25 protein-coding genes are annotated in these 26,763 nt (G+C 69.5%); 22 read left to right on the top strand and 3 right to left on the bottom strand.

Going from position 1 to position 26,763, the window contains the following annotated elements; translation table 11 throughout:
- Nucleotides 1-229 precede the first annotated feature (229 nt).
- From I5731_RS17885 to I5731_RS17825, 13 genes are all read left to right on the top strand, one after another.
- Nucleotides 230-1,723 carry a leucyl aminopeptidase gene (locus I5731_RS17885; RefSeq protein ID WP_197312779.1) on the top strand — a complete coding sequence of 498 codons (1,494 nt, stop codon included), beginning with the start codon at nucleotides 230-232 and terminating at the stop codon, nucleotides 1,721-1,723.
- A gap of 34 nt (nucleotides 1,724-1,757) precedes the next feature.
- Nucleotides 1,758-1,925 carry a hypothetical protein gene (locus I5731_RS17880; protein WP_197312778.1) on the top strand — a complete coding sequence of 56 codons (168 nt, stop codon included), beginning with the start codon at nucleotides 1,758-1,760 and terminating at the stop codon, nucleotides 1,923-1,925.
- Nucleotides 1,926-1,974: 49 nt separating this feature from the next.
- Nucleotides 1,975-2,424, top strand: a complete 450-nt coding sequence (locus I5731_RS17875) for a DNA polymerase III subunit chi (RefSeq protein ID WP_197312777.1) — start codon at nucleotides 1,975-1,977, stop codon at nucleotides 2,422-2,424.
- A gap of 63 nt (nucleotides 2,425-2,487) precedes the next feature.
- Nucleotides 2,488-2,751, top strand: a complete 264-nt coding sequence (locus tag I5731_RS17870; RefSeq protein WP_197312776.1) for a hypothetical protein — start codon at nucleotides 2,488-2,490, stop codon at nucleotides 2,749-2,751.
- Between the two features lie 443 nt (nucleotides 2,752-3,194).
- Nucleotides 3,195-4,493: a CmpA/NrtA family ABC transporter substrate-binding protein gene (locus tag I5731_RS17865; RefSeq protein WP_197313107.1), complete on the top strand. Its 1,299-nt coding sequence runs from the start codon at nucleotides 3,195-3,197 to the stop codon at nucleotides 4,491-4,493.
- Nucleotides 4,494-4,564: 71 nt separating this feature from the next.
- Nucleotides 4,565-5,464, top strand: coding sequence for a nitrate ABC transporter permease (gene ntrB, locus I5731_RS17860; protein ID WP_197312775.1), 900 nt, complete (start codon nucleotides 4,565-4,567; stop codon nucleotides 5,462-5,464).
- 26 nt (nucleotides 5,465-5,490) lie between these two features.
- The gene (locus I5731_RS17855; RefSeq protein WP_197312774.1) at nucleotides 5,491-6,288 is read left to right on the top strand and encodes an ABC transporter ATP-binding protein; all 798 of its coding nucleotides are present in this window, start codon (nucleotides 5,491-5,493) and stop codon (nucleotides 6,286-6,288) included.
- 35 nt (nucleotides 6,289-6,323) lie between these two features.
- On the top strand, nucleotides 6,324-8,771 hold the full coding sequence (nirB, locus tag I5731_RS17850) for a nitrite reductase large subunit NirB (protein WP_197312773.1): 2,448 nt from the start codon (nucleotides 6,324-6,326) through the stop codon (nucleotides 8,769-8,771).
- Nucleotides 8,768-9,121, top strand: coding sequence for a nitrite reductase small subunit NirD (gene nirD, locus I5731_RS17845; protein WP_197312772.1), 354 nt, complete (start codon nucleotides 8,768-8,770; stop codon nucleotides 9,119-9,121). The genes nirB and nirD overlap by 4 nt, the downstream gene beginning before the upstream one ends.
- Before the next feature lie 186 nt (nucleotides 9,122-9,307).
- Nucleotides 9,308-12,085, top strand: a complete 2,778-nt coding sequence (locus I5731_RS17840) for a nitrate reductase (RefSeq protein ID WP_197312771.1) — start codon at nucleotides 9,308-9,310, stop codon at nucleotides 12,083-12,085.
- Nucleotides 12,057-13,523: a siroheme synthase CysG gene (cysG, locus tag I5731_RS17835; RefSeq protein ID WP_197312770.1), complete on the top strand. Its 1,467-nt coding sequence runs from the start codon at nucleotides 12,057-12,059 to the stop codon at nucleotides 13,521-13,523. Before I5731_RS17840 ends, cysG begins: the two co-directional genes overlap by 29 nt.
- Before the next feature lie 610 nt (nucleotides 13,524-14,133).
- Nucleotides 14,134-14,928, top strand: a complete 795-nt coding sequence (locus tag I5731_RS17830; RefSeq protein ID WP_197312769.1) for a transporter substrate-binding domain-containing protein — start codon at nucleotides 14,134-14,136, stop codon at nucleotides 14,926-14,928.
- A 5-nt stretch (nucleotides 14,929-14,933) separates the two neighbouring features.
- Entirely contained in the window at nucleotides 14,934-15,764 is an 831-nt protein-coding gene (locus I5731_RS17825; RefSeq protein WP_197312768.1) for an amino acid ABC transporter permease, read from the top strand.
- Between the two features lie 28 nt (nucleotides 15,765-15,792).
- Here I5731_RS17825 and I5731_RS17820 read toward each other — a convergent pair whose 3' ends face one another.
- Together I5731_RS17820 and I5731_RS17815 are read right to left on the bottom strand one after the other, a co-directional pair.
- On the bottom strand, nucleotides 15,793-16,230 hold the full coding sequence (locus I5731_RS17820; RefSeq protein WP_197312767.1) for a hypothetical protein: 438 nt from the start codon (nucleotides 16,228-16,230) through the stop codon (nucleotides 15,793-15,795).
- A 28-nt stretch (nucleotides 16,231-16,258) separates the two neighbouring features.
- Nucleotides 16,259-17,254, bottom strand: coding sequence for an aldo/keto reductase (locus tag I5731_RS17815; RefSeq protein ID WP_197312766.1), 996 nt, complete (start codon nucleotides 17,252-17,254; stop codon nucleotides 16,259-16,261).
- A gap of 274 nt (nucleotides 17,255-17,528) precedes the next feature.
- Here I5731_RS17815 and panC point away from each other — a divergent pair, with 274 nt between their 5' ends.
- The 3 genes from panC to I5731_RS17800 all read left to right on the top strand — a co-directional run bounded on the left by panC (nucleotide 17,529) and on the right by I5731_RS17800 (nucleotide 19,706).
- On the top strand, nucleotides 17,529-18,380 hold the full coding sequence (panC, locus tag I5731_RS17810; protein WP_197313106.1) for a pantoate--beta-alanine ligase: 852 nt from the start codon (nucleotides 17,529-17,531) through the stop codon (nucleotides 18,378-18,380).
- 115 nt (nucleotides 18,381-18,495) lie between these two features.
- Entirely contained in the window at nucleotides 18,496-19,326 is an 831-nt protein-coding gene (gene panB, locus I5731_RS17805) for a 3-methyl-2-oxobutanoate hydroxymethyltransferase (protein WP_197312765.1), read from the top strand.
- A 98-nt stretch (nucleotides 19,327-19,424) separates the two neighbouring features.
- Entirely contained in the window at nucleotides 19,425-19,706 is a 282-nt protein-coding gene (locus tag I5731_RS17800) for a DUF1467 family protein (protein WP_235981894.1), read from the top strand.
- 27 nt (nucleotides 19,707-19,733) lie between these two features.
- On the opposite strand, the gene hemB is transcribed toward I5731_RS17800, so the two are convergent.
- Entirely contained in the window at nucleotides 19,734-20,789 is a 1,056-nt protein-coding gene (gene hemB / locus I5731_RS17795; protein WP_407941861.1) for a porphobilinogen synthase, read from the bottom strand.
- A gap of 273 nt (nucleotides 20,790-21,062) precedes the next feature.
- On the opposite strand from hemB, the gene pyrH reads away from it, so the two are divergent.
- The 6 genes from pyrH to rseP all read left to right on the top strand — a co-directional run bounded on the left by pyrH (nucleotide 21,063) and on the right by rseP (nucleotide 26,723).
- The gene (pyrH, locus tag I5731_RS17790; RefSeq protein ID WP_197312763.1) at nucleotides 21,063-21,779 is read left to right on the top strand and encodes a UMP kinase; all 717 of its coding nucleotides are present in this window, start codon (nucleotides 21,063-21,065) and stop codon (nucleotides 21,777-21,779) included.
- 107 nt (nucleotides 21,780-21,886) lie between these two features.
- Nucleotides 21,887-22,450 (top strand): ribosome recycling factor, encoded by a 564-nt coding sequence (gene frr, locus I5731_RS17785; protein WP_197312762.1) that lies wholly within the window; start codon nucleotides 21,887-21,889, stop codon nucleotides 22,448-22,450.
- 163 nt (nucleotides 22,451-22,613) lie between these two features.
- The gene (locus tag I5731_RS17780) at nucleotides 22,614-23,381 is read left to right on the top strand and encodes an isoprenyl transferase (RefSeq protein WP_197312761.1); all 768 of its coding nucleotides are present in this window, start codon (nucleotides 22,614-22,616) and stop codon (nucleotides 23,379-23,381) included.
- On the top strand, nucleotides 23,378-24,226 hold the full coding sequence (locus I5731_RS17775; protein ID WP_197312760.1) for a phosphatidate cytidylyltransferase: 849 nt from the start codon (nucleotides 23,378-23,380) through the stop codon (nucleotides 24,224-24,226). The genes I5731_RS17780 and I5731_RS17775 overlap by 4 nt, the downstream gene beginning before the upstream one ends.
- Nucleotides 24,223-25,452, top strand: coding sequence for a 1-deoxy-D-xylulose-5-phosphate reductoisomerase (locus tag I5731_RS17770; protein ID WP_197312759.1), 1,230 nt, complete (start codon nucleotides 24,223-24,225; stop codon nucleotides 25,450-25,452). Before I5731_RS17775 ends, I5731_RS17770 begins: the two co-directional genes overlap by 4 nt.
- Before the next feature lie 149 nt (nucleotides 25,453-25,601).
- Complete coding sequence (gene rseP, locus I5731_RS17765; RefSeq protein WP_197313104.1) at nucleotides 25,602-26,723, top strand: RIP metalloprotease RseP; 1,122 nt, start codon at nucleotides 25,602-25,604, stop codon at nucleotides 26,721-26,723.
- Nucleotides 26,724-26,763: the final 40 nt, after the last annotated feature.

The following is a 26,763-nucleotide window of genomic DNA, read 5'->3' as shown; positions in this document are numbered from 1 at the left end:
GCAACTGCGAAGAGCGCACCGCCGAATCCCGACGAGACATGTCCCCGCTAAATGCGGCGGCCGCAAGAGGATGCTTGCGGTCGGCGCGCCGACGCGCCACTTTCCGGCGAACGCTCCGGATCCCAATCGCCCGGATTCCCGCCGCGCGGCCCATCGGACGGCCACGTCCCGGCCGGCCATGCGCCTCCCGGGACGAACAAATTGAACGAAAAGGCTTAAGGAAACCATCATGTCGCAGACGCCGACCATCGCCATAGCCAAGCCCAGCATCCCGGCCACCGGGATCGCCGTCGTGTTCACCGACGGCGAGGGCACCTTCGGGCCGCTCGGCACCCAGCTCGCCGACGCCTCTGCCGGAGGACTGGCGCGAGCGATCAAGGCGGCGGACTTCAAGGGCAAGGCGCAGTCGGTGCTCGACATCGTCGCCCCCGCCGGCCTCGAGCTCGACCGCCTGCTGGTCGTCGGCGTCGGCAAGACCGAGGAATTCGACACCGACGCCGCGCTGAAGCTCGGCGGCGTCGTCGCCGGCAAGCTGAAGGACCTGCGCGCCGAGACGGTCACCGTGCTGTTCGAGGTGCCGGGCATCGCCGAGCCGTCCGTCGAACTCGTCGCCGACTTCGGCCTCGGCTTCCGGCTGCGCCTCTACGAGTGGGACAAGCACAAAACCAAGAAGAAGGACGATCCGGCGCCGAAGATGAAGGTGACGATCGCCACCGACGTGCCGAAGGCGAAGAAGGCCTACGCGGAGGCCGAGGAAGTGGCGGCCGGCGTCGAACTCGCCCGTGACCTCGTCAACGAGGCCCCGAACGTGCTCGGCCCGGTCGAGTTTGCGAAGATCGCCGAGGATCTGTCCTCGGTCGGCCTCGAGGTGGAGGTGCTGACCGACAAGGACATGAAGAAGCTCGGCATGGGCGCGCTGCTCGGCGTCGCGCAGGGCTCGGTCCGCCCGGCCCGCCTCGCGATCATGACCTGGAACGGCGGCAAGCCGAAGGACGCCCCGCTCGCCTTCGTCGGCAAGGGCGTCGTGTTCGACACCGGCGGCATCTCGATCAAGCCGGCGTCGGGCATGGAAGACATGAAGGGCGACATGGGCGGGGCGGCTGCCGTCACCGGCCTGATGCGCGCGCTCGCCGGCCGCAAGGCCAAGGTCAACGCCATCGGCGTGATCGGCCTCGTCGAGAACATGCCCGACGGCAACGCCTATCGCCCCGGCGACATTCTCACCTCGATGTCGGGCCAGACCATCGAGGTCATCAACACCGACGCCGAAGGCCGCCTCGTGCTCGCCGACGCGCTCTGGTACACGCAGGACCGCTTCAAGCCGGCGTTCATGATCAACCTCGCGACGCTCACCGGCGCCGTGATGGTGGCGCTCGGCACCCAGCATGCCGGCCTGTTCTCGAACGACGACACCCTCGCCGACAACCTCTACAAGGCCGGTCAGGCGACCGGCGAGAAACTCTGGCGCCTGCCGATGGGCCCCGACTACGACAAGCAGATCGACAGCCGCTTCGCCGACATGAAGAACACCGGCGGCCGCTACGGCGGCTCGATCACCGCGGCGCAGTTCCTGAAGCGCTTCGTCAACGACTGCCCCTGGGCGCATCTCGACGTCGCCGGCACGGCGATGGCCTCCGCCGACACCGAGATCAACCGCTCGTGGGGCTCGGGCTACGGCGTGCGCCTGCTCGACCGTCTGGTGCGCGACGTCTACGAGAGCTGAGCCAAGCGGAGAGGCAAACGGGGGACCGGCGGCGATGCGGCTCGCGATCAAGATCGTGTTCGTCATCATCGTCGCGTTCCTCGCGACGCTGGCGGCGGTCCGGATCGCGACCGGCCGCCGGCCGCGCCCGAGTGAACTCCTCGTCGGCACCGTGGCGGTGGCGCTCGCCATCGTCGCGGCCGACGTGACGTGGGGCTTCTGATCCGCGCCGGCGGACGCGGCGCCGCCACGAGAGGCGAACGACCGGGGCCATGACCGAAATCCTGTTCTTCCATCTCGAACGCCAGCCCCTCGAGGCGGCCTTGCCGCAGCTGGTGGCAAAGTCGCTGGAGCGGGGCTGGCGCGTCGCGGTGCAGGCCGGCTCGGAGGAGCGCGCCCGCACCCTCGACACGCTGCTCTGGACCTTTGCCGACGACAGCTTCCTGCCGCACGGCCTTTCCGGCGACGGCGTCGACGCCGACCAGCCGGTGCTGATCGGCTGGACCGGCGACAACCGCAACGCCGCGGTGGTGCGCTTCCTGGTCGACCGCGCCGAGCCGCCCGATCTTTCGCCCTATATCCGCGGCGTGTTCCTGTTCGACGGCAACGACCCCGAGGCAGTCGCCGAGGCGCGGGCACACTGGAAGACGCAGAAGGCGGCCGGGCACGCGCTGACCTACTGGCAGCAGGGCGCCCGCGGCGGCTGGGAAAAGAAGGCCTGAGGCGAAGCGGGCTGCGGACCGTAAGCAGACATCCGGGGACACGGATGCGGGGAGGGGGAAGCGATGGGTCTGGACGCCGGGACCAAGATCAAGGTCCGCGACACGCTGCGCAACAAGGCGAAGAACGGGCTGGTGCCGGGCAAGACCGGCTACATCACCTTCGCCGACAAGGACGCCATTTCGGTGGTGATCCACCAGAATGGATCCGAGATCCGGCTGAAAGTCGCCCGCGGCGATTTCGGCGGCAACTTCGAGCCCGAACCCCTGCCGATGCCCGTCGCCACCGCCTACATCGGCGACTCCCACGCCAAGAAGCCCTACGCGTAACCCCGGAATTCCGGTCGGCAACCCGCGATTTCCGCGCGTTCGCTCGACCCGGGCCTGAACAAAACTTCGGCACCTGCACGATCGTTCGGCGCCGGGGCGGCGCGACTTTCACCAAGTCGTGAAGATCGGCTTTCGGCCGATCCGCCATCAACAGATTGAAATTATTCCAGTTCCAGCGTCGGCGCCAGATTGGCACGGCGCGTGCATTCCTAGAAGCCGTCCCAGTCAACGGCGATTGGGACACGCGCCTCCCATGAGGCGATCCCAGACAATGACGTCGCTAGGCCCTCGGCCACGCAATGCACGACCTCCCGTGCAGCGTGTCCTCGATGGCCGGCGACGTTTTTTTTTGCCCTGACGCCGGACCGCCGGGCGGGGCCGCATCGACCAGAGCCGCCCGGCGGCCACCAGAGGGGATCACGATGGCGAAGAACGAGACCGACATGTCCAGCACCGGCGGCCTGTCCCGCCGCAGCTTCCTTGCCAGCACGGCGGCGACCGCAGGCACCGCGGCGCTGTTCTCGGCGATCAAGGCCGGTTTCCCGGGCGGCGCCTTCGCCGCCTCGGCCGGCCCGGAAGTCACCGGCACCAAGCTCGGCTTCATCGCGCTAACCGATGCCTCGCCGCTGGTCGTCGCACAGGAGAAGGGCTTCTTCGCGAAGTACGGCCTGCCGGACATGGAGATCCTGAAGCAGGCCTCGTGGGGCGCGACGCGCGACAACCTCGTGCTCGGCACGGCGGGCAACGGCATCGACGGCGCCCATATCCTGACGCCGATGCCCTACCTGATCTCCGCCGGCAAGGTGACGCAGAACAACCAGCCGCTGCCGATGGTCATCCTCGCCCGCCTCAACCTCGACGCCCAGGCGATATCGGTCGCCAGCGCCTACGCCGAGCTCAAGGCCGGCGTCGACGCCGGCGTGCTGAAGGAGGCGTTCGCCAAGCGTCTCGCCGAGGGCAACCCGGCCAAGGTGGCGATGACCTTCCCGGGCGGAACGCACGACCTCTGGCTGCGCTACTGGCTCGCCGCCGGCGGCATCGACCCCGACAAGGACGTCGAGACCATCGTGGTGCCGCCGCCGCAGATGGTGGCGAACATGAAGGTTGGCACCATGGACGCCTTCTGCGTCGGCGAGCCGTGGAACGCCCAGCTCGTCAATCAGGGCATCGGCTATACCGCCTGCAACACCGCCGAGATCTGGTCGAAGCATCCCGAGAAGTCGCTCGGCATGCGCGCCGACTTCGTCGAGAAGAACCCGGTCGCCACCCAGGCGATCCTGATGGCCGTCATGGAAGCGCAGCAGTGGTGCGACGACATGGCGAACAAGGAAGAACTCGCCGGCATCGTCGGCAAGCGCGCCTGGTTCAACGTGCCGCCGCGGGACATCGTCGGCCGCCTCAAGGGCGAATACGACTATGGCAACGGCAAGGTCGAGGCTGCCTCCACCGGCTACATGAAGTTCTGGCAGGACCACACGTCCTTCCCCTTCAAGAGCCACGACGCCTGGTTCCTCGCGGAAGACATCCGCTGGGGCAAGTTCGCGCCCGAAACCGACATCGGCGCGCTGGTCGCCGCGGTGAACCGGGCCGATCTCTGGCGCGAGGCGGCGAAGACGCTCGGGATCGCCGACGTGCCGGCGACCGACAGCCGCGGCGTCGAGACCTTCTTCGACGGTAAGAGCTTCGATCCGGAAAACCCCTCCGCCTATCTCGAAAGCCTCTCGATCAAGCGCGTCGCCTGACGGCGACCTTCGTCCCGGCGTCCGTCACGGACGCCGGGCCTCGACCGCGCGACGCTCCTGGAGATCATCCCATGTCGAAGACCGCCCTCAAGACCACCGAGGCCGCCCCCGTCGCGGCCGGCGCCGGCCGCGCCGCCGTGGTGGCCTTCCCGCTGCCCCGCCCGACCCTCGCCGAAACCCTCGCGCCGAAGCTGCGTAGCGTTGCGACCGCCGTCGTCCCGCCGGCGATCGTGCTCGGCCTGATGCTGCTCGTCTGGGAGATGCTGTGCTCGTCGCCCGGCGCCAGCCTGCCGCCGCCGTCGCAGGTGGTGACCGACACCTGGGAGCTGATCGCCAACCCGTTCTACGACGCCGGCGGCATCGACAAGGGCCTCGGCTGGCACCTGCTGGCGTCGCTGCAGCGCGTCGCGCTCGGCTATGCCTTCGCGGTGGTGTTCGGCGTCGGCCTCGGCGTGCTGGTCGGCCAGTCGCAGTGGGCGATGCGCGGCCTCGACCCGATCTTCCAGGTGCTGCGCACCGTGCCGCCGCTCGCCTGGCTGCCGCTGTCGCTGGCCGCCTTCCGCGACGGCCAGCCCTCGGCGATCTTCGTGATCTTCATCACCTCGGTCTGGCCGATCATCATCAACACCGCCGTCGGCATCCGCAACATCCCGGACGACTACCGCAACGTCGCCAGGGTGCTGCGCCTAAACGGCTTCGAATACTTCCACCGCATCATGATCCCGGCCGCCGCGCCGTACATCTTCACCGGCCTCAGGATCGGCATCGGCCTCTCCTGGCTCGCGATCGTCGCGGCGGAAATGCTGATCGGCGGCGTCGGCATCGGCTTCTTCATCTGGGACGCGTGGAACTCCTCGATGATGAGCGACATCATCCTGGCCCTCGTCTACGTCGGCATCACCGGCTTCCTGCTCGACCGCATCGTCGCCCTCATCGCCAACAGCATCACCCGCGGCACCGCCAAGTCCTGACCGGACCGGATGCGAGGAGGATTCCCATGTCCAAGGCCTATCTCTCGATCCAGCAGGTCGACAAGACGTTCACCCGCGGCAGCGCGAGCACCAACGTCCTGAAGAGCATCTCGCTCGACGTCGACAAGGGCGAGTACATCTCGATCATCGGCCACTCCGGCTGCGGCAAGTCCACGCTGCTCAACATCGTCGCCGGCCTCACCGACGCCACCACCGGCGTCGTGTTCCTCGAAGGCGAGGTCGTCGATCAGCCGGGGCCGGACCGGGCGGTGGTGTTCCAGAACCACTCGCTGCTGCCCTGGCTCACCGTCTACGAGAACGTCGCGCTCGCCGTCGACAAGGTGTTCCGCAAGACCCGCTCCAAGGCCGAGCGGCACGAGTGGACGATGCGCAACCTCGAGCTCGTCCACATGGGCCACGCCAAGGACAAGCGTCCCGCGGAGATCTCCGGCGGCATGAAGCAGCGCGTCGGCATCGCCCGGGCGCTCGCCATGGAGCCGAAGGTGCTGCTGCTCGACGAGCCGTTCGGCGCGCTCGACGCGCTGACCCGCGCCCACCTGCAGGACCAGGTGATGCAGATCCACCAGACGCTCGGCAACACCGTGCTGATGATCACCCACGACGTCGACGAGGCGGTGCTGCTCTCCGACCGCATCGTGATGCTCACCAACGGTCCCTCGGCGCGGATCGGCGAGGTGCTGGATGTGCCGCTCGCCCGCCCGCGCCGCCGGCTCGATCTCGTCACCGACCCGACCTACCTCCGCTGCCGCTCCGCGGTGCTGAAATTCCTCTACGAGCGCAACCGCTTCGTCGAAGCCGCCTGACGGCCGCGAACGGGCTCATTCCGGAGATTGGTGCCATGGCACAGAGACTGGTCGTGATCGGCAACGGCATGGCCGCCGGCCGCGCGCTCGAACACCTCATCGAGGCGGACCCCACCGCCTACGACGTCACGGTGTTCGGCGCCGAGCCGCGGGTGAACTACAACCGCATCCTGCTGTCGCCGGTGCTCGCCGGCGAGAAGACCTTCGACGAGATCGTCACCCATACCGACACCTGGTACGCGGACAACCGCATCAACCTCGTCAAGGGCCGCGAGATCGTCGCGATCGACCGCGACCTGCGGACCGTCGAGACCGCAGACGGCATCGTCGCGCCTTATGACAAGCTGCTGATCGCCACCGGCTCGGTGCCGTTCATCATCCCGGTGCCCGGCCACAAGCTGCCCGGCGTCGTCAGCTTCCGCGACCTCGACGACGTCGAAACGATGCGGCGGGCGGCGGCCGGCGGGGGCAGGGCGGTCGTCATCGGCGGCGGCCTGCTCGGCCTCGAGGCTGCCGCAGGGCTGCGGATGCAGGGCATGGACGTCACCGTGCTCCATATCGCTCCCACGCTGATGGAGCGCCAGCTCGACGCCTCGGCCGGCTACCTGCTGGAGCGCGAGCTCGCCGGGCGCGGCATCGAGATCCGCACCCGCGCCAACACCCACGCGATCCTCGGCGACACCCACGTCACCGGCGTCCGCCTCGACGACGGCACTGAGATCCCGTGCGCCATCGTCGTGATGGCGGTCGGCATCCGCCCGAACGCGGCGCTCGCAAAAAGCGCCGGCCTCGAGGTCAACCGCGGTGTGCTCGTCGACGACGCCATGCGCACCAGCGACCCAACGATCCTCGCCGTCGGCGAATGCGCCGAGCACCGCGGCCTCTGCTACGGCCTCGTCGCGCCGCTCTACGAGATGGCGAAGGTGGCGGCGAAGACCCTCACCGGCACGGACGCCGCCTACGTCGGCTCCGTCACCTCGACCAAGCTGAAAGTCACCGGCGTCGACCTCTTCTCCGCCGGCGATTTCGCCGAGGCGAAGGACCGCGAGGAGATCGTGCTGCGCGACGCCGCCCGCGGCGTCTACAAGCGCATCGTGCTGAAGGACAACCGCATCATCGGCGCCGTGCTCTACGGCGAGACTGCCGACGGCGGCTGGTTCTTCGACCTGATGCGCGAGGGCCGCGACGTCACCGAGCTGCGCGAGACGCTGATCTTCGGCCGCGCCTACGCCGGAGGCGCCCCGCTGGACCCTATGGCGGCCGTTGCAGCCTTGCCGGATAGTGCGGAAATCTGCGGCTGCAACGGCGTCTGCAAGGGCACCATCGTCACCGCGATCACGGCGAAGGGCCTCGGCTCTGTCGACGACGTGCGCGCCCACACCAAGGCGTCGGCGTCGTGCGGCTCCTGCACCGGCCTCGTCGAGCAGCTGCTCGCCGTCACCCTCGGCGACGGCTTCAAGGTCTCGGCCGTGAAGCCGATGTGCACCTGCACGGATCTCTCGCACGACGACGTGCGCCGCCTGATCGTCGCAAAGGAGCTGAAGTCGATCCCGGCGGCGATGCAGGAGCTGAACTGGAAGACCTCCTGCGGCTGTCACAAGTGCCGGCCGGCGCTCAACTACTACATGATCGCCAACTGGCCGGGCGAGGCCGCTGATGACTACCAGTCGCGCTTCATCAACGAGCGCGTCCACGCCAACATCCAGAAGGACGGCACCTATTCGGTGGTGCCGCGCATGTGGGGCGGCGTCACCACGGCGGCGGAACTGCGCGCCATCGCCGATGTCGCCGACAAGTTCCAGATCCCGACCGTCAAGGTCACCGGCGGCCAGCGCATCGACCTGCTCGGCGTGCGGAAAGAAGACCTGCCGGCGGTGTGGTCCGACCTCAACGCGGCCGGCATGGTCTCCGGCCACGCCTACGCCAAGGGCGTGCGCACGGTGAAGACCTGCGTCGGCACCGACTGGTGCCGCTTCGGCACGCAGGATTCCACCGGCCTCGGCATCAAGCTCGAAAAGGCGATGTGGGGGGCGTGGACGCCGGCCAAGGTCAAGATGGCCGTCTCCGGCTGCCCGCGGAACTGCGCGGAGGCGACCTGCAAGGACTTCGGCGTCATCTGCGTCGACAGCGGCTACGACCTGCATTTCGCCGGCGCCGCCGGCCTCGACATCAAGGGCACCGAGGTGCTCTGCCACGTCGATACCGAGGCCGAGGCGATCGAATACGGCCTCGCGCTGGTGCAGCTCTACCGCGAGCAGGGCCACTATCTCGAACGCATCTACAAATGGGCGAAACGCATCGGCCTCGACACGGTGCGGAACCTGATCTGCGACGACGCCGACCGCCGCAAGGCGCTGGTCGAGCGCTTCGTCTACTCGCAGACCTTCTTCCAGACCGACCCCTGGGCCGAGCGCGTCGCGGGCACCGACGCCCACGAGTTCGCCCCGATCGCCCGCATCCCCCTCGCGGAGGCCGCCGAATGAACGCGCCGTTCCCATCCCTGCTGCACGACTGGACCGACATCGGCCACGTCTCCGACGTGCCCGCCCGCGGCGCCCGCGTCGTGCGCTTCGGCGCGATCGAGATCGGCGTCTTCCGCACCGCCGACGACCGCATCTTCGCCATCGACAACCGCTGCCCGCACCGCGGCGGCCCCCTGTCCGAAGGCATCGTCCACGGCGACTTCGTCACCTGCCCGCTGCACAACTGGGTGCTGAATCTCGCGACCGGCAAGGCGCAGGGCGCCGACGAGGGCTGCGTGAAGACGTTCCCGGTGCGGGTGGGCGAGGGGGGACGGTTGTTGCTGGATGTCGGGGTGGTGGTGGGGGTCTGACGAGATGTTTGTGATCGCGGAACCTCCCCCCCTCCCTGTCCCTCCCCCTCGAGGGGGGAGGGGACGACACGACAACGGCCTCGGCCTGTCCGTTCCCTCCCCCCTCGAGGGGGAGGGTCAGGGAGGGGGGGACTCACCGCTTTTCACCGCCGCCAGCATCAACGCGGCCCCGCGAGCCCCCCGCCCATGAAACGCGACCCCGACGCCTTCCCCCTCGCCAGCGACCCGCTCCCGGCCTCGACCACCGTGCGCACCACGTGCCCTTATTGCGGCGTCGGCTGCGGCGTGCTCGCGACCACCTCGGCGGACGGCGTCGTCTCGGTCGCGGGCGATCCGGAGCACCCCGCGAACTTCGGCCGGCTTTGCTCGAAGGGCGCGGCGCTCGCCGAGACCCTGTCGCTGGACGACCGGCTGCTCCACCCCGAGATCGGCGGCGCCCGCGCGTCGTGGGACGACGCGCTCGGCCTCGTCGCGGGCCGCTTTGCCGAGACGATCGCCGCGCACGGGCCGGACAGCGTCGCGTTCTACGTCTCGGGCCAGTTCCTGACCGAGGACTACTACGCCGCCAACAAGCTGATGAAGGGCTTCATCGGCTCCGGCAATATCGACACCAACTCGCGCCTCTGCATGGCGTCCTCGGTCGCCGGCCACAAGCGCGCCTTCGGCAGCGACACCGTGCCGGGCTGTTACGAGGACCTCGAGGAGGCCGACCTCGTCGTGCTGGTCGGCTCGAACCTCGCCTGGTGCCACCCGGTGCTGTTCCAGCGCCTTAGCGCAGCGAAAGCAGCGCGGCCGGAGCTGCGTATCGTCAACATCGATCCCCGCCGCACTGCGACCAGCGAACTCGCCGACCTCCAACTCGCCATCGCGCCGGGCGGCGACGTCGCGCTGTTCAGTGCGCTGCTCTGCCACCTCGCCGACGTCGGCGCCGCCGACATCCGCTTCATCGCGCGCCACACGAATGGGCTCGCCGAGACGATCGACGCGGCGGCGATTTCCCCGGACGAGCTGCCGGCCGCGACCGGCCTCGCCCTAGCCGAGATCGAGACCTTCTTCGACTGGTTCGCCGGCACCGCGAAGGTCGTCACCGTCTACAGCCAGGGCGTCAATCAGTCGGTGACCGGCACCGACAAGGTCAACGCGATCATCAACTGCCACCTGCTCACCGGCCGCATCGGCCGCCCGGGCATGGGGCCGTTTTCAGTCACCGGCCAGCCGAACGCCATGGGCGGCCGCGAGGTCGGCGGCCTCGCCAACCAGCTCGCCGCCCACATGGACATCGGCGACGCGGCCGCGCGCGAGCGGGTGCAGCGCTTCTGGCAAGCGCCGACGATCGCGGATCGGCCGGGCCTCAAGGCCGTCGAGATGTTCGAGGCGGTTGCGGACGGGCGGATCAAGGCGATCTGGATCATGGCGACCAATCCCGTGGTCAGCCTGCCGGACGCCGACGCCGTGCGCGCCGCGCTCGCCGCCTGTCCCTTCGTCGTCGTCTCCGACGTGGTGCGCGAAACGGACACCACGGCGCTCGCCCACGTTCTGCTGCCCGCCGCCGCCTGGGGCGAGAAGGACGGCACCGTCACCAACTCCGAACGCCGCATCTCGCGCCAGCGCGGCTTCCTGCCGTTGCCGGGCGAGGCGCGGCCCGACTGGTGGCAGATCGCCGAGGTCGCCCGGCGCATGGGCTTTGCCGACGCCTTCGGCTGGGACGGCGCCGGGGCGATCTTCCGCGAACACGCCGCGCTCTCCGCCGCGGACAACCAAGGCAGCCGCGACTTCGATATCGGCGGTCTCGCCGGCCTCGATGACGCCGGCTACGACGACCTCGCACCGGTGCAATGGCCGGTGCCGGTGACCTCCCAGCCGGGCGACACCGCGCCAAAACGCTTCTTCGCCGACGGTCGCTTCTTCACGCCGGACGGCAAGGCCCGCTTCGTGCCGACGCCGCACCGGCCGCTGGACCTCGGCGCCGGGAACGGATTCGACATGGTGCTGAACACCGGCCGCATCCGCGACCAGTGGCACACGATGACGCGCACGGGGAAGACGGCCCGGCTCACCGCCCACATTGCCGAGCCCTTCGCCGAGATCCACCCGGCCGACGCCGCCCGGCTCGGCATCGATGCGGCTGGGCTAGTGCGGATCGCGAGCCGGCACGGCAGCGCTGTGGTGCGGGCCCTGGTCACCGACCGCCAGCGCCCCGGCGCCGTGTTCGTGCCGATGCACTGGACCGGCCAGACCGCCTCGGCGGCCCGAATCGACGCCGTCGTGGCCCCGGCGACCGACCCCGTCTCCGGCCAGCCCGGCCTGAAGGCGACGGCGGTCCGCGTCGCGCCGTTCGCCGCGTCTTGGTACGGCTTTGCCGTGGCCGCGACGCGGCCGGGTACCATCGCGGCGGACTACTGGGCGCTGGCCCGCGCCCGCGGCGGCTTTCGCGTCGAACTCGCCGGCGCCGCACCGGTCGATGCGGAGCAGCTGCTCGCCGGCCTCGTCGCACCGGAGCCGGGCGACGAGGTGCTGCGCTATCAGGACGCCGCCGCGGGCATCCACCGCTTCGCCGTCTTCCGTGCCGGCCGGCTCATCGGCGCGCTGTTCCTCGGCCCCCGGCCGGTGGCGGTGTCACGCAGCTATGTGATCGGCGAACTTGCGCGCGGGGATGCAACGGCCATATGCGACGTGTCGCGTTCCGGCGAGGATGCGGATCGTGCTAGTTCTCGGGAAAGCGGCGCCGGGGCCCGCCTGCGGCTGCTCGCCGGCCGCGGCGGCGCGGCGGAGCCGGACACCGGCGCCGTCGTCTGCTCCTGCTTCGACGTCGGTGTGAACACCATCGTCGCGGCGGTGACGTCGGGCGCGGCGATCAGTGTCGCGGCGGTCGGCGCGGCGCTCAAGGCAGGTACTAACTGCGGCTCCTGCCGCTCGGAAATCGGAAGGATCATCGATGCGCATCGCGTCCAGAAGGCCGGCTGAGACCGCGCCGGCCCGCATGGGCCGGCTCGCCAAGCTGCCCGTCTTCTTCGGGCTCGACGGCCGCCGCGCGGTGATCGCCGGCGGAACGGCCGCGGCCGCCTGGAAGGCCGAGCTCGTCGCCGCCACCGGCGCCCGCGTCGAAGTCTATGCCGCCGACGCGGAACCCGAGATGCTGCAACTCGTCGAAGGCGACGACCGCTTCGTGCTGCACGTCCGCCCCTGGGCGCTCGACTGTTTCGCGGGTGCTGCCATCGCGATCTGCGACGCGGCCGACGACGCCGAGGCGCAGGCCTTCGCCTGCGCCGCCCGCGCCGCCGGCGTGCCGCACAACGTCATCGACAAGCCGGCCTTCTGCGCCTTCCAGTTCGGCTCGATCGTCAACCGCTCGCCGGTGGTGATCGGCATCTCCACCGACGGCGCCGCTCCGATCCTCGGCCAGGCGATCCGCCGCCGCATCGAGACGCTGGTGCCGCCGACGCTGACTGCCTGGGCCGAACTCGCCGCCGCTGTGCGCGAGCGCGTCACCCATCGCCTGAAGCCCGGCGCCGAGCGCCGCAGCTTCTGGGAGCGCTTCTCCGACCTCGCCTTCGGCGCCGCCCCCGGCGACGACGCCGACGCGACCGTGCGGCGCATCGAAGACGCGGCGGCCGGTGGCATGGCGCACGGCGGCGGCCGCGTCACCATCGTCGGCGCCGGCCCCGGCGACGCGGAATTCCTGACACTGAAGGCTGTGCGCGCGCTGCAGGGCGCCGACGTCATCCTGTTCGACGACCTCGTCTCCGACGGCGTGCTGGAACTCGCCCGCCGCGAGGCGAAGCGGATGCTTGTCGGCAAGCGCGGCGGCCGCGAATCGTGCAAACAGGAGGACATCAACGCGCTGATGGTGCAGCTCGCCAGCCAGGGCCGCCATGTCGTGCGGCTGAAGTCCGGCGACCCGATGATCTTCGGCCGCGCCGGCGAGGAGATTTCCGAGCTGCAGGCCGCCGGCATCCCGGTCGAGATCGTGCCCGGCGTCACCTCCGGCCTCGCGCTCGCCGCCAGCCTCGGCGTGTCGCTCACCCACCGCGACCTCGCCCATTCGGTGCGCTTCGTCACCGGCCATTCCCGCGACGGCCGCCTGCCGGAAAAGCTCGACTGGCACGGCCTCGCCGACAAGGAGACGACGCTGGTCGTCTACATGGGCGGCCGCACCTCGCGTGATCTCGCGAGCCGGCTGATCGCCGAGGGCCGCGCGCCGGCGACCCCGGTGGTCGTCGCCGAATCCGTCTCCCGCCCCGACCAGCGCATCCGCCACATGATCCTCGCCGACCTCGCAGGCGGCGCCGTCGCCCCCCCGCAGGCGCCGCTGCTGATCGGCATCGGCGAGGTGTTCCGGCCGGGGGCGGTGGTGGCGGAGGCCGCGCCGGTGGGGGTGGAGCGGATGGAGGGGCGGGGGTAGGGGGCGCTTTGAGGGATGGCCGGAAGAGGGGCCGACCCTGACTGACATCACACCCCGTGACGTCATGGTCCGCGCAGGCGGACCACCCACGAAGCGGCTGGGAGATGTGCTTTCGGTTCCGAGTCACTGGCTTGTTTTCGTCGACGAGGCCACGACCAGCCCTTTGCCGTGCGGCTCTCGTGGATGGTCCGCCTGCGCGGACCAAGACAACTGAAGCCGTGAGCGCCACCCACCCCGAAATCAATCTTGCCGAGCGCCCCGCTTCGGCCGACGTACCCGGCCTCGTCCTTCGAGACGGCCCGTTCCGGGCCTCCTCAGGATGAGGCCTCCGAGAGTTTTGCTCGTAAACTCAGGCAGTTGTCCTTTTCCCTCATCCTGAGGAAGCCGCGCAGCGGCTGTCTCGAAGGGCGAGGGAAAAGCCGAGGCGTCGGCGGGCGTCACTCGCAGGCAAAGTTCACCCGGTCGTCAGCCGGCCAACTCGCCTACGCAGTCCAGGACAACTGCGACCGTACCCACTCGTCCCCCCCGAAAACCATCTTGCCGAGCGCCCCGCTCCGGGCCGACACTCTGGCCGACTCGCCGGTTGCCGGCGCCCCATCGGAATCCCGCCATGACCGTAATGCGCCTTGCCGCCGCCGCCCTCGCCACGCTCCTCACGGCCACTCCCGCCCTTGCCGCCGAGCTCCCCGATCTCGGCGGGCGCACCGTCGTCGCCGTCACCGAGAACGCCTATACGCCGCTCAACTTCGCCGATCCGGCGACCGGCGAGGGCATCGGCTGGGAATACGACGCCTTCAACGAGATCGCGAAGCGGCTGAACTTCAAGGTCGAGTGGAAGCTGTCGAGCTGGGACGCGATGATCCAGTCGGTGCGCGACGGCCAGTTCGACGTCGGCATGGACGGCATCACGATCAACGACGAGCGGAAAGCTCAGGTCGATTTCTCCGACGCCTACATGGTCTCCGAGCAGTTCATGCTGGTGCGGGCCGACGAGGATCGCTTCAGCGACGCGGCGAGCTTTGCCGGCTTTGCCGACGGCCTCGTCGGCGCGCAGGCCGGCACCACCAACTTCTACGTCGCCGTCTACAGCGTCCTCGACGGCAACGAGCAGAACCCGCGCATAAAGCTGTTCGAGACCTTCGGCGCCTCGGTGCAGGCGCTGAAATCCGGTGACGTCGACACCGTGCTGATGGATAGCACCTCGGCGAAAGGCTACATCGGCGCCTCGCCGGGCTCGTTCAAGGTGATCGGCGGCCCGCTCGGCACCGAGGAGTTCGGCTTCATCTTCCAGAAGGGCTCCGACCTCGTCGCCCCGGTCAACGCCGCGCTGCAGTCGATGAAGGACGACGGCACCATCGACGCGCTGAACCAGAAGTGGCTGTTCGACTACAAGAGCGCCCACTGACCCCCATGACCCCGCCGCGCGACGGGCGCCGCGCGCCGCCGACGCTGATCGAGCGCGTGCCGTGGTGGCTGGTCGCTGCGATCGGGCTCGCCGTCGGCTTCGCCTATGCCATCGCCGCCGACGACGGCTACCGCACGATCTTCCTCGCGCTCGCCGCCGGCATTCGCACCACGGTGTTCGTCTCGCTGGTCGCGTTTCTGCTGGCTGCGCTGCTCGGCCTCGTGGTGGCGCTGGCGGCGGAATCGAAGTGGCGCATCTTGCGCGAGCTCGCCGTGTTCTACGTCGAGATCCTGCGCGGCGTGCCGGTGCTGGTGCTCTTGTTCTACGTCGCCTTCGTCGCCGCCCCCGGCCTCGTCTGGCTCTACAACGCCGCCATCCGGCCGCTCGTTGATCTCGGCGTTGCCATGCCGGCCTCGGTGCGCGACTTCGACCTGCTGTGGCGGGCGATCGTCGCCCTGGTGCTCAGCTACTCAGCCTTCCTCGCCGAGATTTTTCGCGCCGGCATCGCGGCGGTGCCGCGCGGACAGGTCGAGGCGGCGCGCGCCCTCGGCCTCCGCCGCGGCCAGATCTTTCGCCTCGTGGTGGCGCCGCAGGCGCTGCGCACCGTGCTGCCGCCACTCGGCAATGATTTCGTGGCGATGGTGAAGGATTCGTCGCTGGTCTCGGTGCTCGGCGTGCAGGACGTCAGCCAGCTCGGCAAGGTTTATTCTGCCTCGACATTCCTGTTCTTCGAAACCTACAGCATCGTCGCCTTCATCTATCTGACGATGACCGTGAGCCTGTCCCTCGCCGTCCGCGCGCTGGAACGCCGGTTGCGGCGGTCGGAGCAGCGCTGAGAATTCGAGCGCAATGCCCGGCGGAATTCTACAACTCGACCGCGTCTTCCCTGTCACCGCAGAAGACGATTTCATTCGAATGACAGTCGCAGAGCAGCCACGCGAGGGCGTCTCCGACCAGCATGAACTCGAAGCTCCTCGTCTCCGAGATCAGCTCGAGAAGTTCGGGAATCGGGCCGATATAGGCGGGCCATGGCGGGAACTCGTCGTCCGTCACCACCAGTATGGCGGAGGGGCTGCCGATCGTCAGCTTGCCGATGATCGCCCGCCAGCCGTCATGCTGGTAGGGATGACGCTGTGACGGGGACTTGAGCGACGTCCACCACCACAGCGCGTCTTTGTCGTCGATGAACTTCGCCGCGACATTTTCGATCAGGGCGAGCTCGTCGTCGCGTGCGAGCCGGCGAACCGAAGTCTGCGAGGCAAGCGTCGCATCGATCTCGTCGATCAGTTCCTGACTGACCATCGCCGTTCTCGATCCGCCGTCGATTCTGTCACCGCGCCACGTAGGGCGCCGCGGTCGGGGCATAGCGGGCGCCGGCGACGGATTCGGCGGGGAAGACGGCGGCGATCTGGGCGAGTTCGGGTTCGCTGAGCACGATGTCGACCGCGGCGATGTTCTCGGCGAGGCGCACCTCGCTGCGGGTGCCGGGGATCGGCACGATGTCGTCACCCTGGTTGAGGACCCAGGCGAGCGCCAGCTGCGCCGGCGTCACGCCCTTTTCGGCGGCGAGGGCATCGAGGGCGGCGACGAGCGACCGGTTGAGGTCGAAGTTCTCACCCTGGAATCGCGGCAGGCCGCGGCGGAAATCGTTCGGGCCGAGCGCGTCGGTCGAGGTGAGCGCCCCGGTGAGCATGCCGCGGCCGAGCGGACTGAACGGCACGAAGCCGACGCCGAGTTCGCGGCAGGCGGCGAGCACGCCCATTTCCGGATCGCGCGTCCACAACGAGTACTCGCTCTGCACCGCCGTGATCGGGTGGATCTCGTGCGCGCGGCGCAGCTCGTCGGCCGTGACCTCGGAGAGGCCGATCGCCTTCACTTTGCCCTCGGCGACGAGGTCGGCCATCGCGCCGACGGTGTCCTCGATCGGCACCGCCGGGTCGACGCGGTGCAGGTAGTAGAGGTCGATCACGTCGGTACCGAGTCGGCGCAGCGAGGCTTCCGCAACGCTCTTGGCCTGCTCCGGCCGGCCGTCGAGCCCGGACATCGCCGCGGCGTCCGACTTGTCGGTGTTGATCCGGAAGCCGAACTTGGTCGCGATCACAACCTCGTCGCGCAGGTCGCGCAGCGCCTTGCCGACGAGTTCCTCGTTGACGAACGGGCCGTAGACCTCGGCGGTGTCGAAGAAGGTGATGCCGAGATCGACGGCGCGCCTGAGCGTCGCGATCGAGGTCGCCTCGTCCTGGCCGCCATAGGCGTGGCTCATGCCCATGCAGCCGAGGCCGATGGCGGAGACGGAAAGGGCGGAGCCGAGCTTGCGCTGCTGCATGGGGTTACTCCGGAAGCGGTCTGGGCGCGTCGCGCCGGAATCGGGCGCCGCGAAAAAAAAGGCGGGTGGCGGCGCAGGGCGCGGCCGGACGGATTTATGCAACGCCGCAGCGCACCGCAAGGTTCGCCGGAAAACGCACGGCTGTGCGGCATGCGGCACCGCGCCCGCCGCATGTTGCATGGCAAAAACCCGGCGTCTTCTCTATAAGGCCCGGCAAGCGGCAGCCGTCGAGGCGCGCCGCCAACAGAACCCGCCGTTGAAGGAGGGCAGGGCCCTGGAGACGCTGACCACCATCGGCGCGTTGCGCGCGCGTCTCGGCCCCGACCGGCGGGCCGGACGGACGATCGGGTTCGTGCCCACCATGGGCTACCTGCACGAGGGCCACCTCGAGCTGGTGCGCCGCGCCCGCGAGCGGGCGGACGTCGTCGTCGTCAGCATCTTCGTCAATCCGCTGCAGTTCGGTGCCGGCGAGGACCTCGAGCGCTACCCGCGCGATCTCGCCCGCGACAGCGCGCTGCTGGTGGCGGCCGGCGTCGACGTGCTGTTCGCGCCGGGCGTCGCGGACATGTATCCCGAACCGATGCAGACGGTCGTCGACGTGCCGACGCTGGGCGGCCGGCTCGAGGGCGAAGTCCGCCCCGGGCACTTTGCCGGCGTCGCCACCGTCGTCAGCAAGCTCTTCAACATCGTCCAGCCGGACCACGCCTTCTTCGGCGAGAAGGACTACCAGCAGCTCCAGATCATCCGCCGCATGGCGACCGACCTCGCGATGCCGACCGAGGTGGTCGGCGTGCCGACGGTGCGCGAGCCCGACGGCCTCGCCTGTTCGTCACGCAACGTCTATTTGACGGCGGCCGAGCGGGCCGCGGCGGTGCGGGTGCCGCAGGCGCTCGACCATGCCGACGCCCTGGTGCGCGGCGGCCTCACCGACCCGGCCGCGCTCGAAACCGCGGTGCGCGACTTCATCGACGCCGAGCCGCTCGCCACCGCCGAGGTGGTCGCCGTGCGCGATCCGGCGACGCTGGAGCCGGTGACGACGCTCGGCCACGGCCCGGTGCTGCTGCTCCTCTTCGTGCGCTTCGGCGCGACCAGGCTGCTCGACAACCGGGTGATCGGCGGCGCCTGAGCCGCGCCGAGCGGGCCGGCGAATGGCCGCTCCGCGCCACAACAACGACGGTTCGTGCTAACAAGCCGCAGCGATGTCCGGCGCGACGGCGACCGGACCCCGAAAAGGACAGGTCATGAGCGTTTCAGGAGTTCAGCGCCGGCTTTCCATCACCGACATCCGCGCGATGAAGGGCAAGCAGCCGGTCGTGAGCCTCACCGCCTACACGACGCCGATCGCCAAGCTGCTCGATCCGCACGTCGACCTGCTGCTCGTCGGCGATTCGCTCGGCATGGTGCTCTACGGCTTCGAGTCGACGCTGCCGGTGACGATGGACCTGATGATCGCGCACGGCCGCGCCGTGATGCGCGGCGCCAAGCGCGCCTGCGTCATCGTCGACATGCCGTTCGCCTCCTACCAGGAAACGCCCGAGCAGGCGTTCCGCAACGCCGCCCGGCTGATGTCCGAAACCGGCTGCGACGGCGTCAAGCTGGAGGGCGGTTCCGAGATGGCGGACACCATCCGCTTCCTCGTCGACCGCGGCATCCCCGTGCTCGGCCACATCGGCCTGATGCCGCAGCTCGTCAACGCCTTCGGCAGCTACCGCTCGCGCGGCCGCACCGACGCGGAGGTGCGCAAGATCACTCAGGACGCCGAAGCCGTGGTCGACGCGGGCGCCTTCGCCTTCGTCATCGAGGGCACGCTGGAGCCGATCGCCCGGCAGATTTCCGAGGCGTCCCCGGTGCCGACCATCGGCATCGGCGCCTCGGCCGGCTGCGACGGGCAGGTGCTCGTCTCCGACGACATGCTCGGCCTGTTCTCCGACTTCAAGCCGAAGTTCGTGAAGCGCTATGCCGAACTCGGCAGCATCGTCGAGAACGCGGTCGAGACCTATGCCCGGGAAGTTCGCGAACGCAGCTTCCCGGCGCCGGAACACACCTTCGGCGCAGTCAAGCCGAAGAACTGAACGGCCGCGGCGCATCGTTCGGGCCTCGACGTGCGGGCCGGAGCGGCCATATCCGGGGCAGTCGACCGGCACGGCACAGCGCCCGGCCGGAAACGCAGATGGAGGACAGCATGGGCGTCGGCAGCGGTATCGCGATCTATTTCGTGATCTGGTGGGTCACGCTGTTCATGGTGCTGCCCATCGGCGTCCGTTCGCAGCGCGAGGCGGGCACCGTGGTGCCGGGCAGCGAGCCCGGCGCGCCCATGCTGGCGCGCCTGCCGATGAAGCTCGCCCTCAACACGCTGCTCGCCGCCGCCGTGTTCGGCGCGCTCGTGCTGGCGCGGGCCAACGGTTTCGGCCTCGACAGCCTGCCGCTGCCGACGCCGCCCTCGCTGCGCTGACGTCGGGAGATCGCCGCGGCGGCCGGGTCAGAGCCCGGCCTTGATCCGCGCCGCCACGCGCGGCGCGAAGTAGGTCAGGATCCCGTCGGCGCCGGCGCGCTTGAACGCGCTGAGGCTTTCCATCATCGCCCGCTCGCCGTCGATCCAGCCGTTGGCGGCGGCGGCCTCGATCATCGCGTACTCGCCGGACACCTGGTAGGCGAAGGTCGGTACCCGAAACGTGTCCTTCAGCCGGAACAGGATGTCGAGGTAGGGCATCCCCGGCTTCACCATGATCATGTCGGCGCCCTCGACGAGGTCCTGCTCGGCCTCGCGGATCGCCTCGTCGGAATTGCCCGGATCCATCTGATAGGTGCGCTTGTCGCCGACCAGCGTCGCGTTGGTGCCGACGGCGTCGCGGAACGGGCCGTAGAAGGCCGAGGCGTACTTCGCCGCGTAGCTCATAATCTGCACGTGCTCGAAACCGGCCATGTCCAGCGTGCGCCGGATCGCGCCGATGCGCCCGTCCATCATGTCGGACGGGCCGATCACGTCGACGCCGGCTTCCGCCTGGATCAGCGCCTGCCGGCAGAGCTGGCCGACGGTCGGATCGTTGAGGATCTGGTCGCCCTCGAGAATGCCGTCGTGGCCGTGGCTGGTATAGGGGTCGAGCGCGACGTCGGTCATGATGCCGATCGCGGGGGCCGCGGCGCGGATGGCGCGGATCGCGCGGCAGACGAGATTGTCCGGGTTCAGCGCCTCGCTGCCGAACGGATCGCGCAGCGCCGGGTCGGTGTAGGGAAACAGCGCGATCAGCGGAATGCCGAGGTCGGACGCCCGCTGCGCCTCGGCCGCGGCCTCGTCGACCGTCAGCCGGAACACGCCCGGCATCGACGGCACCGGCTGGCGGGTGCGCTCGCCTTCCACCACGAAGATCGGCCAGATCAGGTCGTCGATGCCGAGCTGCGTCTCGCGGACGAGCCGGCGCGACCAGGCGGTGCGCCGGTTGCGCCGCATGCGGCGGCCCTGCAACAGCGCCGGAAGATCGACGGAGCCGACGGCGGGCAGGGCGGAGAACGGCGGCGTGCCGCGCTGGAAGGTCATCGGCTCGGCTTTCGGCTGCTGGGAGTGAAACGGCTGACCGATCATTAGCACCGGCATCCGGCCGCTTCAAATCGCCGGGCCGGAGAAGGCGGACGCGGGGGAGGACGCGGGCCATGTCCCGGAGGGCGGGCCGTGCACATCAGCCCGGCCGCCGGTTCGGTTGCCCGGCTCCCTGCGGTCGGATAGACCGTCCTTCATCAGATCCCGCGCGAGCCCGGGGCCGGCGACGGCCGTCCGTGGCGCGCGCGATACCGCCACACGAGGAACCCGCCGATGACCGAGCCCCGCTACCGCCGCGTGCTGCTGAAACTCTCCGGCGAGGCGCTGATGGGCGACAAGGGGTTCGGCATCGATCCCCGCGTCGTCGAGCGCATCGCCGCCGAGATCGTCGAGGCCCACCAGCTCGGCGTCCAGGTCGGCGTCGTCGTCGGCGGCGGCAACATCTTCCGCGGCGTCAAGGTGGCGGCCGAAGGCGGCGACCGCACCACCGGCGATTATCTCGGCATGCTGGCGACCGTGATGAACGGCCTCGCCGTGCGCAGCGCCGTCGAACGCCACGGCATCCGCGCCCGCGTGTTCTCGGCGGTGGCGATGCCGGTCGTCTGTTCGACCTTCACCCAGCGCGATGCGCGCAAGGCGTTCGAGGACGGCGCCGTGGTGATCTTCGTCGGCGGCACCGGCAACCCGTTCTTCACCACCGACAGCGGCGCGGCGCTGCGCGCGGCGGAGATGGGCTGCGGCGCAATCTTCAAGGGCACCCAGGTCGACGGTGTCTACAGCGCCGATCCGAAGAAGGACCCCACCGCCACCCGTTACGAGACGCTGACGCACCAGGAGGTGCTCGCCCGCGGCCTGCAGGTCATGGACGCGGCGGCAATTGCCCTTGCCCGCGACAACGGTATTCCGGTAATCGTCTTTTCCATTCATGAGGCTGGGGCATTCGTCGAGGTGCTGGCCGGGCGTGGCCGCTCGACGACCATCAGCGACTGAGACCGCCGGCGGCCGGATCGACCCGTCGTTGCGCCCCGATCGGCGCAGCCGGGTCGCGGCCATTGCGCGACATGCGGCGGCGCCCCGAACGAAGAAGGTAGACCAACATGCCGGCAGAGAAGCCCGATCTCGAAGACCTGAAGCGCCGCATGCAGAGCACGATCGGCGTCTTCAAGAACGAACTCGCGGGCCTGCGCACCGGCCGGGCGAGCTCCGGCCTGCTGGAGCCGGTCATGGTCGAAGCCTATGGCGCCTCGATGCCGATCACCTCGGTCGCCACCATCAGCGTGCCCGAATCGCGCATGCTGTCGGTGCAGGTCTGGGACAAGCAGCTCGTCGGCGCCGTCGACCGGGCGATCCGCGAATCGAACCTCGGCCTCAACCCGATCGTCGAAGGCACGACGATGCGGCTGCCGATCCCCGAGCTCAACACCGAGCGCCGCAAGGACCTCGTCAAGCTCGCGCACAAGTATGCCGAGGCCGCCCGCGTCGCCATCCGTCACGTCCGCCGCGACGGCATGGACCTTCTGAAGAAGGCGGAAAAGGACGGCACGGCGAGCGAGGACGAATCGCGCGTGCTCGCCGACCGGATCCAGAAGTCGACCGACGAGGCCATCGTCGATATCGACAAGCTCCTTGTCGCCAAGGAGCAGGAAATCATGCAGGTTTGATCCTGGCGGCCGCGCTGCCGCGTCGCGCGGCCCGGTTCCCCGGATACGGCGCTTGGCGGTGGCGTGTCGGTCCGGAAATGATTTAGTCACGGCAGCGTCGAGCCTCGATCGGCGGGCGGCATCCCCGGCGCCGGGCGAAAGCAGGCTGGGGCGGGGCAGGGCCATGACGGTCGGAACGAGCGCACTGATCGAGCAGACGGCGGACGCGAATCGCGGCGGCCGGCCGACCCACGTCGCGATCATCATGGACGGCAACGGCCGCTGGGCCCGCTCGCGTGGCCTGCCGCGCACCGAAGGCCACCGCCGCGGCGTGCAGACCGTGCGCGACATCATCCGCCACGCCGGGCAGCGCGGCATCGGATACTTGACGCTGTTCTCCTTCAGCTCCGAGAACTGGAGCCGGCCGGCCGAGGAGGTGCACGACCTCCTGATGCTGCTGCGCATGTTCATCCGCAAGGACCTGGCCGACCTGCACCGTGCCGGCATCCGCGTCCGCGTCATCGGCGAGCGCCGCTCGCTGCCGGCCGACATCGCCGCGCTGATCGCCGAAGCCGAGACGATGACCGCCGGCAACGACCGCATGACCCTCGTCGTCGCCTTCAACTACGGCAGCCGCGGCGAGATCGCCGAGGCCGTCCGCTCGCTCGCCGCCGAGGTCGCGGCCGGCCGGCTCGACGCGGGATCGATCGACGAGAAGACGGTCGCGCGCCACCTGATGACCGCCGGCATCCCGGATCCCGACCTGATCATCCGCACCAGCGGCGAACAGCGGCTGTCGAACTTCCTGCTCTGGCAGGCGGCCTACTCGGAGTTCGCCTTCGTCCCGACGCTCTGGCCCGATTTCAAGCCCGAGGATTTCGACCGCGTGCTCGACGATTTCCGCGCCCGCGACCGCCGCTTCGGCGGGCTGTCGGCGAAGGCCGGCGCATGACGCAGGGTCCGGGCGGCGCGGCGCCGCGGCTGTTTTCGCGCAATCTGAAGTTGCGGGTGCTGAGTTCCATCGTCATGATCGCGGCCTTCGTGGTCGTCGCCTACATCGGCGGCCTGCTGTTCGCGGCGGTGGTGGCCGCCGGCTCGGCGCTGGTGCTGGTCGAGTGGATCCGCATGACCGACATGCCGGGCTCGGCCTATTTCAAGCGGGCGATGCCCGTCGCCGGCGGCCTCTGCGTCCTCGCCGCCTCGAGCGGGATCGACGCGGCGGCCTTCGCGCTGCTCGCGATCGGCGGCTTCACCGCCGCCATGGCCTTCGCCGAACGCCACTACGCCTGGCTGCTCGCCGGCCTGCTCTACGCCGCCGTGCCGGGCATCCTGATCGTCCTGCTGCGCGGCGACGACGGCGCCGGCTTCGTCGCCATCCTGTTCCTGTTCTGCATCGTCTGGGCGACCGACAGCGGCGCCTATTTCGCCGGCCGCCTCATCGGCGGGCCGAAGCTCTGGCCGCGGGTCTCGCCGAGCAAGACCTGGTCGGGCGCCGCCGGCGGCGTCGTCTCGGCCGCCCTGGTCGGCATCGGTGTCCTCGCCGTCGCCGGCGTCGGCGTCACCCTCGCGGCCGCCCTCGTCGCCGTCCTGCTGTCGGTCGCGAGCCAACTCGGCGATCTTGCGGAATCCGCCGTGAAGCGCCGCTTCGCGGTCAAGGATTCCGGCGACCTGATCCCCGGCCACGGCGGCATCATGGACCGGGTCGACGGGCTGCTGTTCGCCGCCGTCCTCGCCGCGGCGATCGGCTACGCCCATTCGGGCGGCCTCGATGTCGCCGCCGGGCTGGTGCGCTGGTGACCGGTCCGGTGCCGCGTCCGGCCGAGGCGCCGGATCTGCCGGCGTGGACCGGCGTGCCGCGACGGGTCAGCGTGCTCGGCTCGACCGGATCGGTCGGCTGCAGCACCATCGACCTTCTGAAGCGGATGCCGGAGCGTTTCCGCGTCGTCGCGCTGACGGCGAACACCAACGCCGCGCTGCTCGCCGAGCAGGCGCTGGCGCTCGGCGCCGAGATCGCCGCCATCGCCGATCCCTCCGCCCTCGACGAACTCGCCACCCGCCTCGCGGGCAGCGGCATCGAGGCGGCGGCAGGCTCCACCGCGGTGATCGAGGCGGCGCGCCGTCCGACCGACATCACCGTCGCGGCGATCGTCGGCGCCGCCGGGCTGGAGCCGTCGCTCGCCGCGCTGGAATCGGGCGCGACGCTGGCGCTCGCCAACAAGGAATGCCTCGTCTGCGCCGGCACCCTGTTCATGCGCACCGCCGACGCCCATGGCAGCCGCATCCTGCCGGTCGATTCCGAGCACAACGCGATCTTCCAGGCGCTCGAAGGGCACAACCGCGACCAGGTTGCCGAAATCGTGCTGACGGCCTCGGGCGGGCCGTTCCGCACCCGCAGCCGCGAGGAGCTGTCGCGCGTCACCCGGGCCGAGGCGCTGAAGCATCCGAACTGGAGCATGGGCGCCAAGATCACCATCGATTCGTCGACGATGATGAACAAGGGGCTCGAGCTAATCGAGGCGCACCACCTGTTCGGCTTTCCCGCCGAGCGCTTTTCCGTGCTCGTGCATCCGCAGTCCGTGGTGCACGGGCTGGTGCGCTACACCGACGGCTCCGTGCTCGCCCAGCTCGGCAGTCCCGACATGCGCACGCCGATCGCCCACTGCCTGGCCTTCCCCGAACGGATGCCGGTGCCGGTGCGCGCGCTCGACCTCGCGGCGATCGGCCAGCTCACCTTCGAGCCGCCGGACCGCGAGCGTTTCCCCTGCCTGCGCCTTGCCGAAGCGGCGCTGGGGCAGGGCGGCGGGGCGACCAACGTGCTCAACGCCGCCAACGAAATTGCCGTTTCGGCTTTCCTGCAGGATCGCATAAGCTGGGCGCGCATCGCCGCCGTCGTCGAGGCGACGCTCGAGCGCTGCGAGGTCATGGGGCTATCGGAGGGCCCCGCCAGCCTGGCCGCGGCGCTTGACCTCGACCGGACCGCGCGGCACATAGCCATCGAAGTCGTCGGCCATTCGTATGGTTGAGATTCGATAGATAAGATTTGTGAAGGATTTGGCGCAATCATAGCGATGCGCGGTGCGCGCCATTCGTCTCCTCCACCGGGACAATGGACCGCCGCGGCGACTGCGTCAGGTTTGTATCGTGTCCTCGGTGCGCAGGAAGAGCGGATTCGATGTCCATCGTCGAAGGCTTAGGCAGCACGGTGTTCGGCTATCTCCTGCCGTTCCTGTTCGTGCTGACCATCGTCGTCTTCGTCCATGAGCTGGGCCACTTCGTCGTGGCGCGGCTCTGCGGCGTGAAGGTCCGGACGTTCTCGATCGGCTTCGGGCCCGAGCTCTTCGGCTTCGATGACCGCCACGGCACGCGCTGGCGCCTCGCGGCGATCCCGCTCGGCGGCTACGTCAAGTTCATCGACGACGCCGACGCTTCGTCGGCCGGCGGCCGCGCCGATGGTGCGCCGTTCGTCGACGGCGAATTTCGCAGCAAGAGCGTCGGGCGCCGCGCCGCCATCGTCGCGGCTGGTCCGATCGCGAATTTCCTGCTGGCGATCGTCATTTTCGCGCTGTTCTTCTCGCTGGTCGGACGCTCCGTGCTGCCGCCGCGGGTCGACGAAGTGATGCCCGACAGCCCGGCTGCCGCGGCAGGCTTCCAGGTCGGCGACATCATCACCGAGGTCGACGGTCGCCCGATCGACGATTTCTCGGAACTGCAGCGCGCGGTCAACGCCAGCGGCAACGTGACGCTCGCCGTCAGCGTCGATCGTGGCGGCGAGCGGGTCGTGCTGTCCGCGACCCCGCAATGGCGCGACCAGACTGACCAGTTCGGCAATGTCGTCCGTCTCGCGGTGCTCGGCATCACCCACAATCGCGAGAACGTGGAAGTGGTGAAGCTCGGTCCGATCGACGCGGTCGCCGCCGGTGTCAGCGAGACCGGCTACATCATCTCCCGGACGCTGGGCTACCTCCGCAACGTCGTCATCGGCGAGGAGCCTGCCGACCAGATCGGTGGCCCGATCCGCGTTGCCCAGTTTTCCGGCCAGATGGCGAGCATCGGATTCGTCGCGCTGATCAACCTCGCGGCGATGCTCTCCGTCAGCATCGGCCTGATCAATCTGTTCCCGGTGCCGCTGCTCGATGGCGGCCACCTGATGTTCTACGCCGTCGAGGCGTTGCGCGGCCGGCCCCTGTCGGAGCGCACGCAAGGCATCGGCTTTCGGATCGGAATGACCATCGTTTTGATGTTGATGGTCTTTGCGACGTGGAACGACATCACGCAACTGGTGTCGCGCGGGTGAGGCAGGGCTGGCGGGCCGGGGCGTTGCCCGCTTGCCACTG

The organism is Methylobrevis albus (assembly GCF_015904235.1).
Taxonomy (GTDB): Bacteria; Pseudomonadota; Alphaproteobacteria; order Rhizobiales; family Pleomorphomonadaceae; genus Methylobrevis_A; species Methylobrevis_A albus.
Note: the sequence above shows the minus strand (reverse complement) of the source record. Positions and strands in the feature narration are given on the sequence as shown.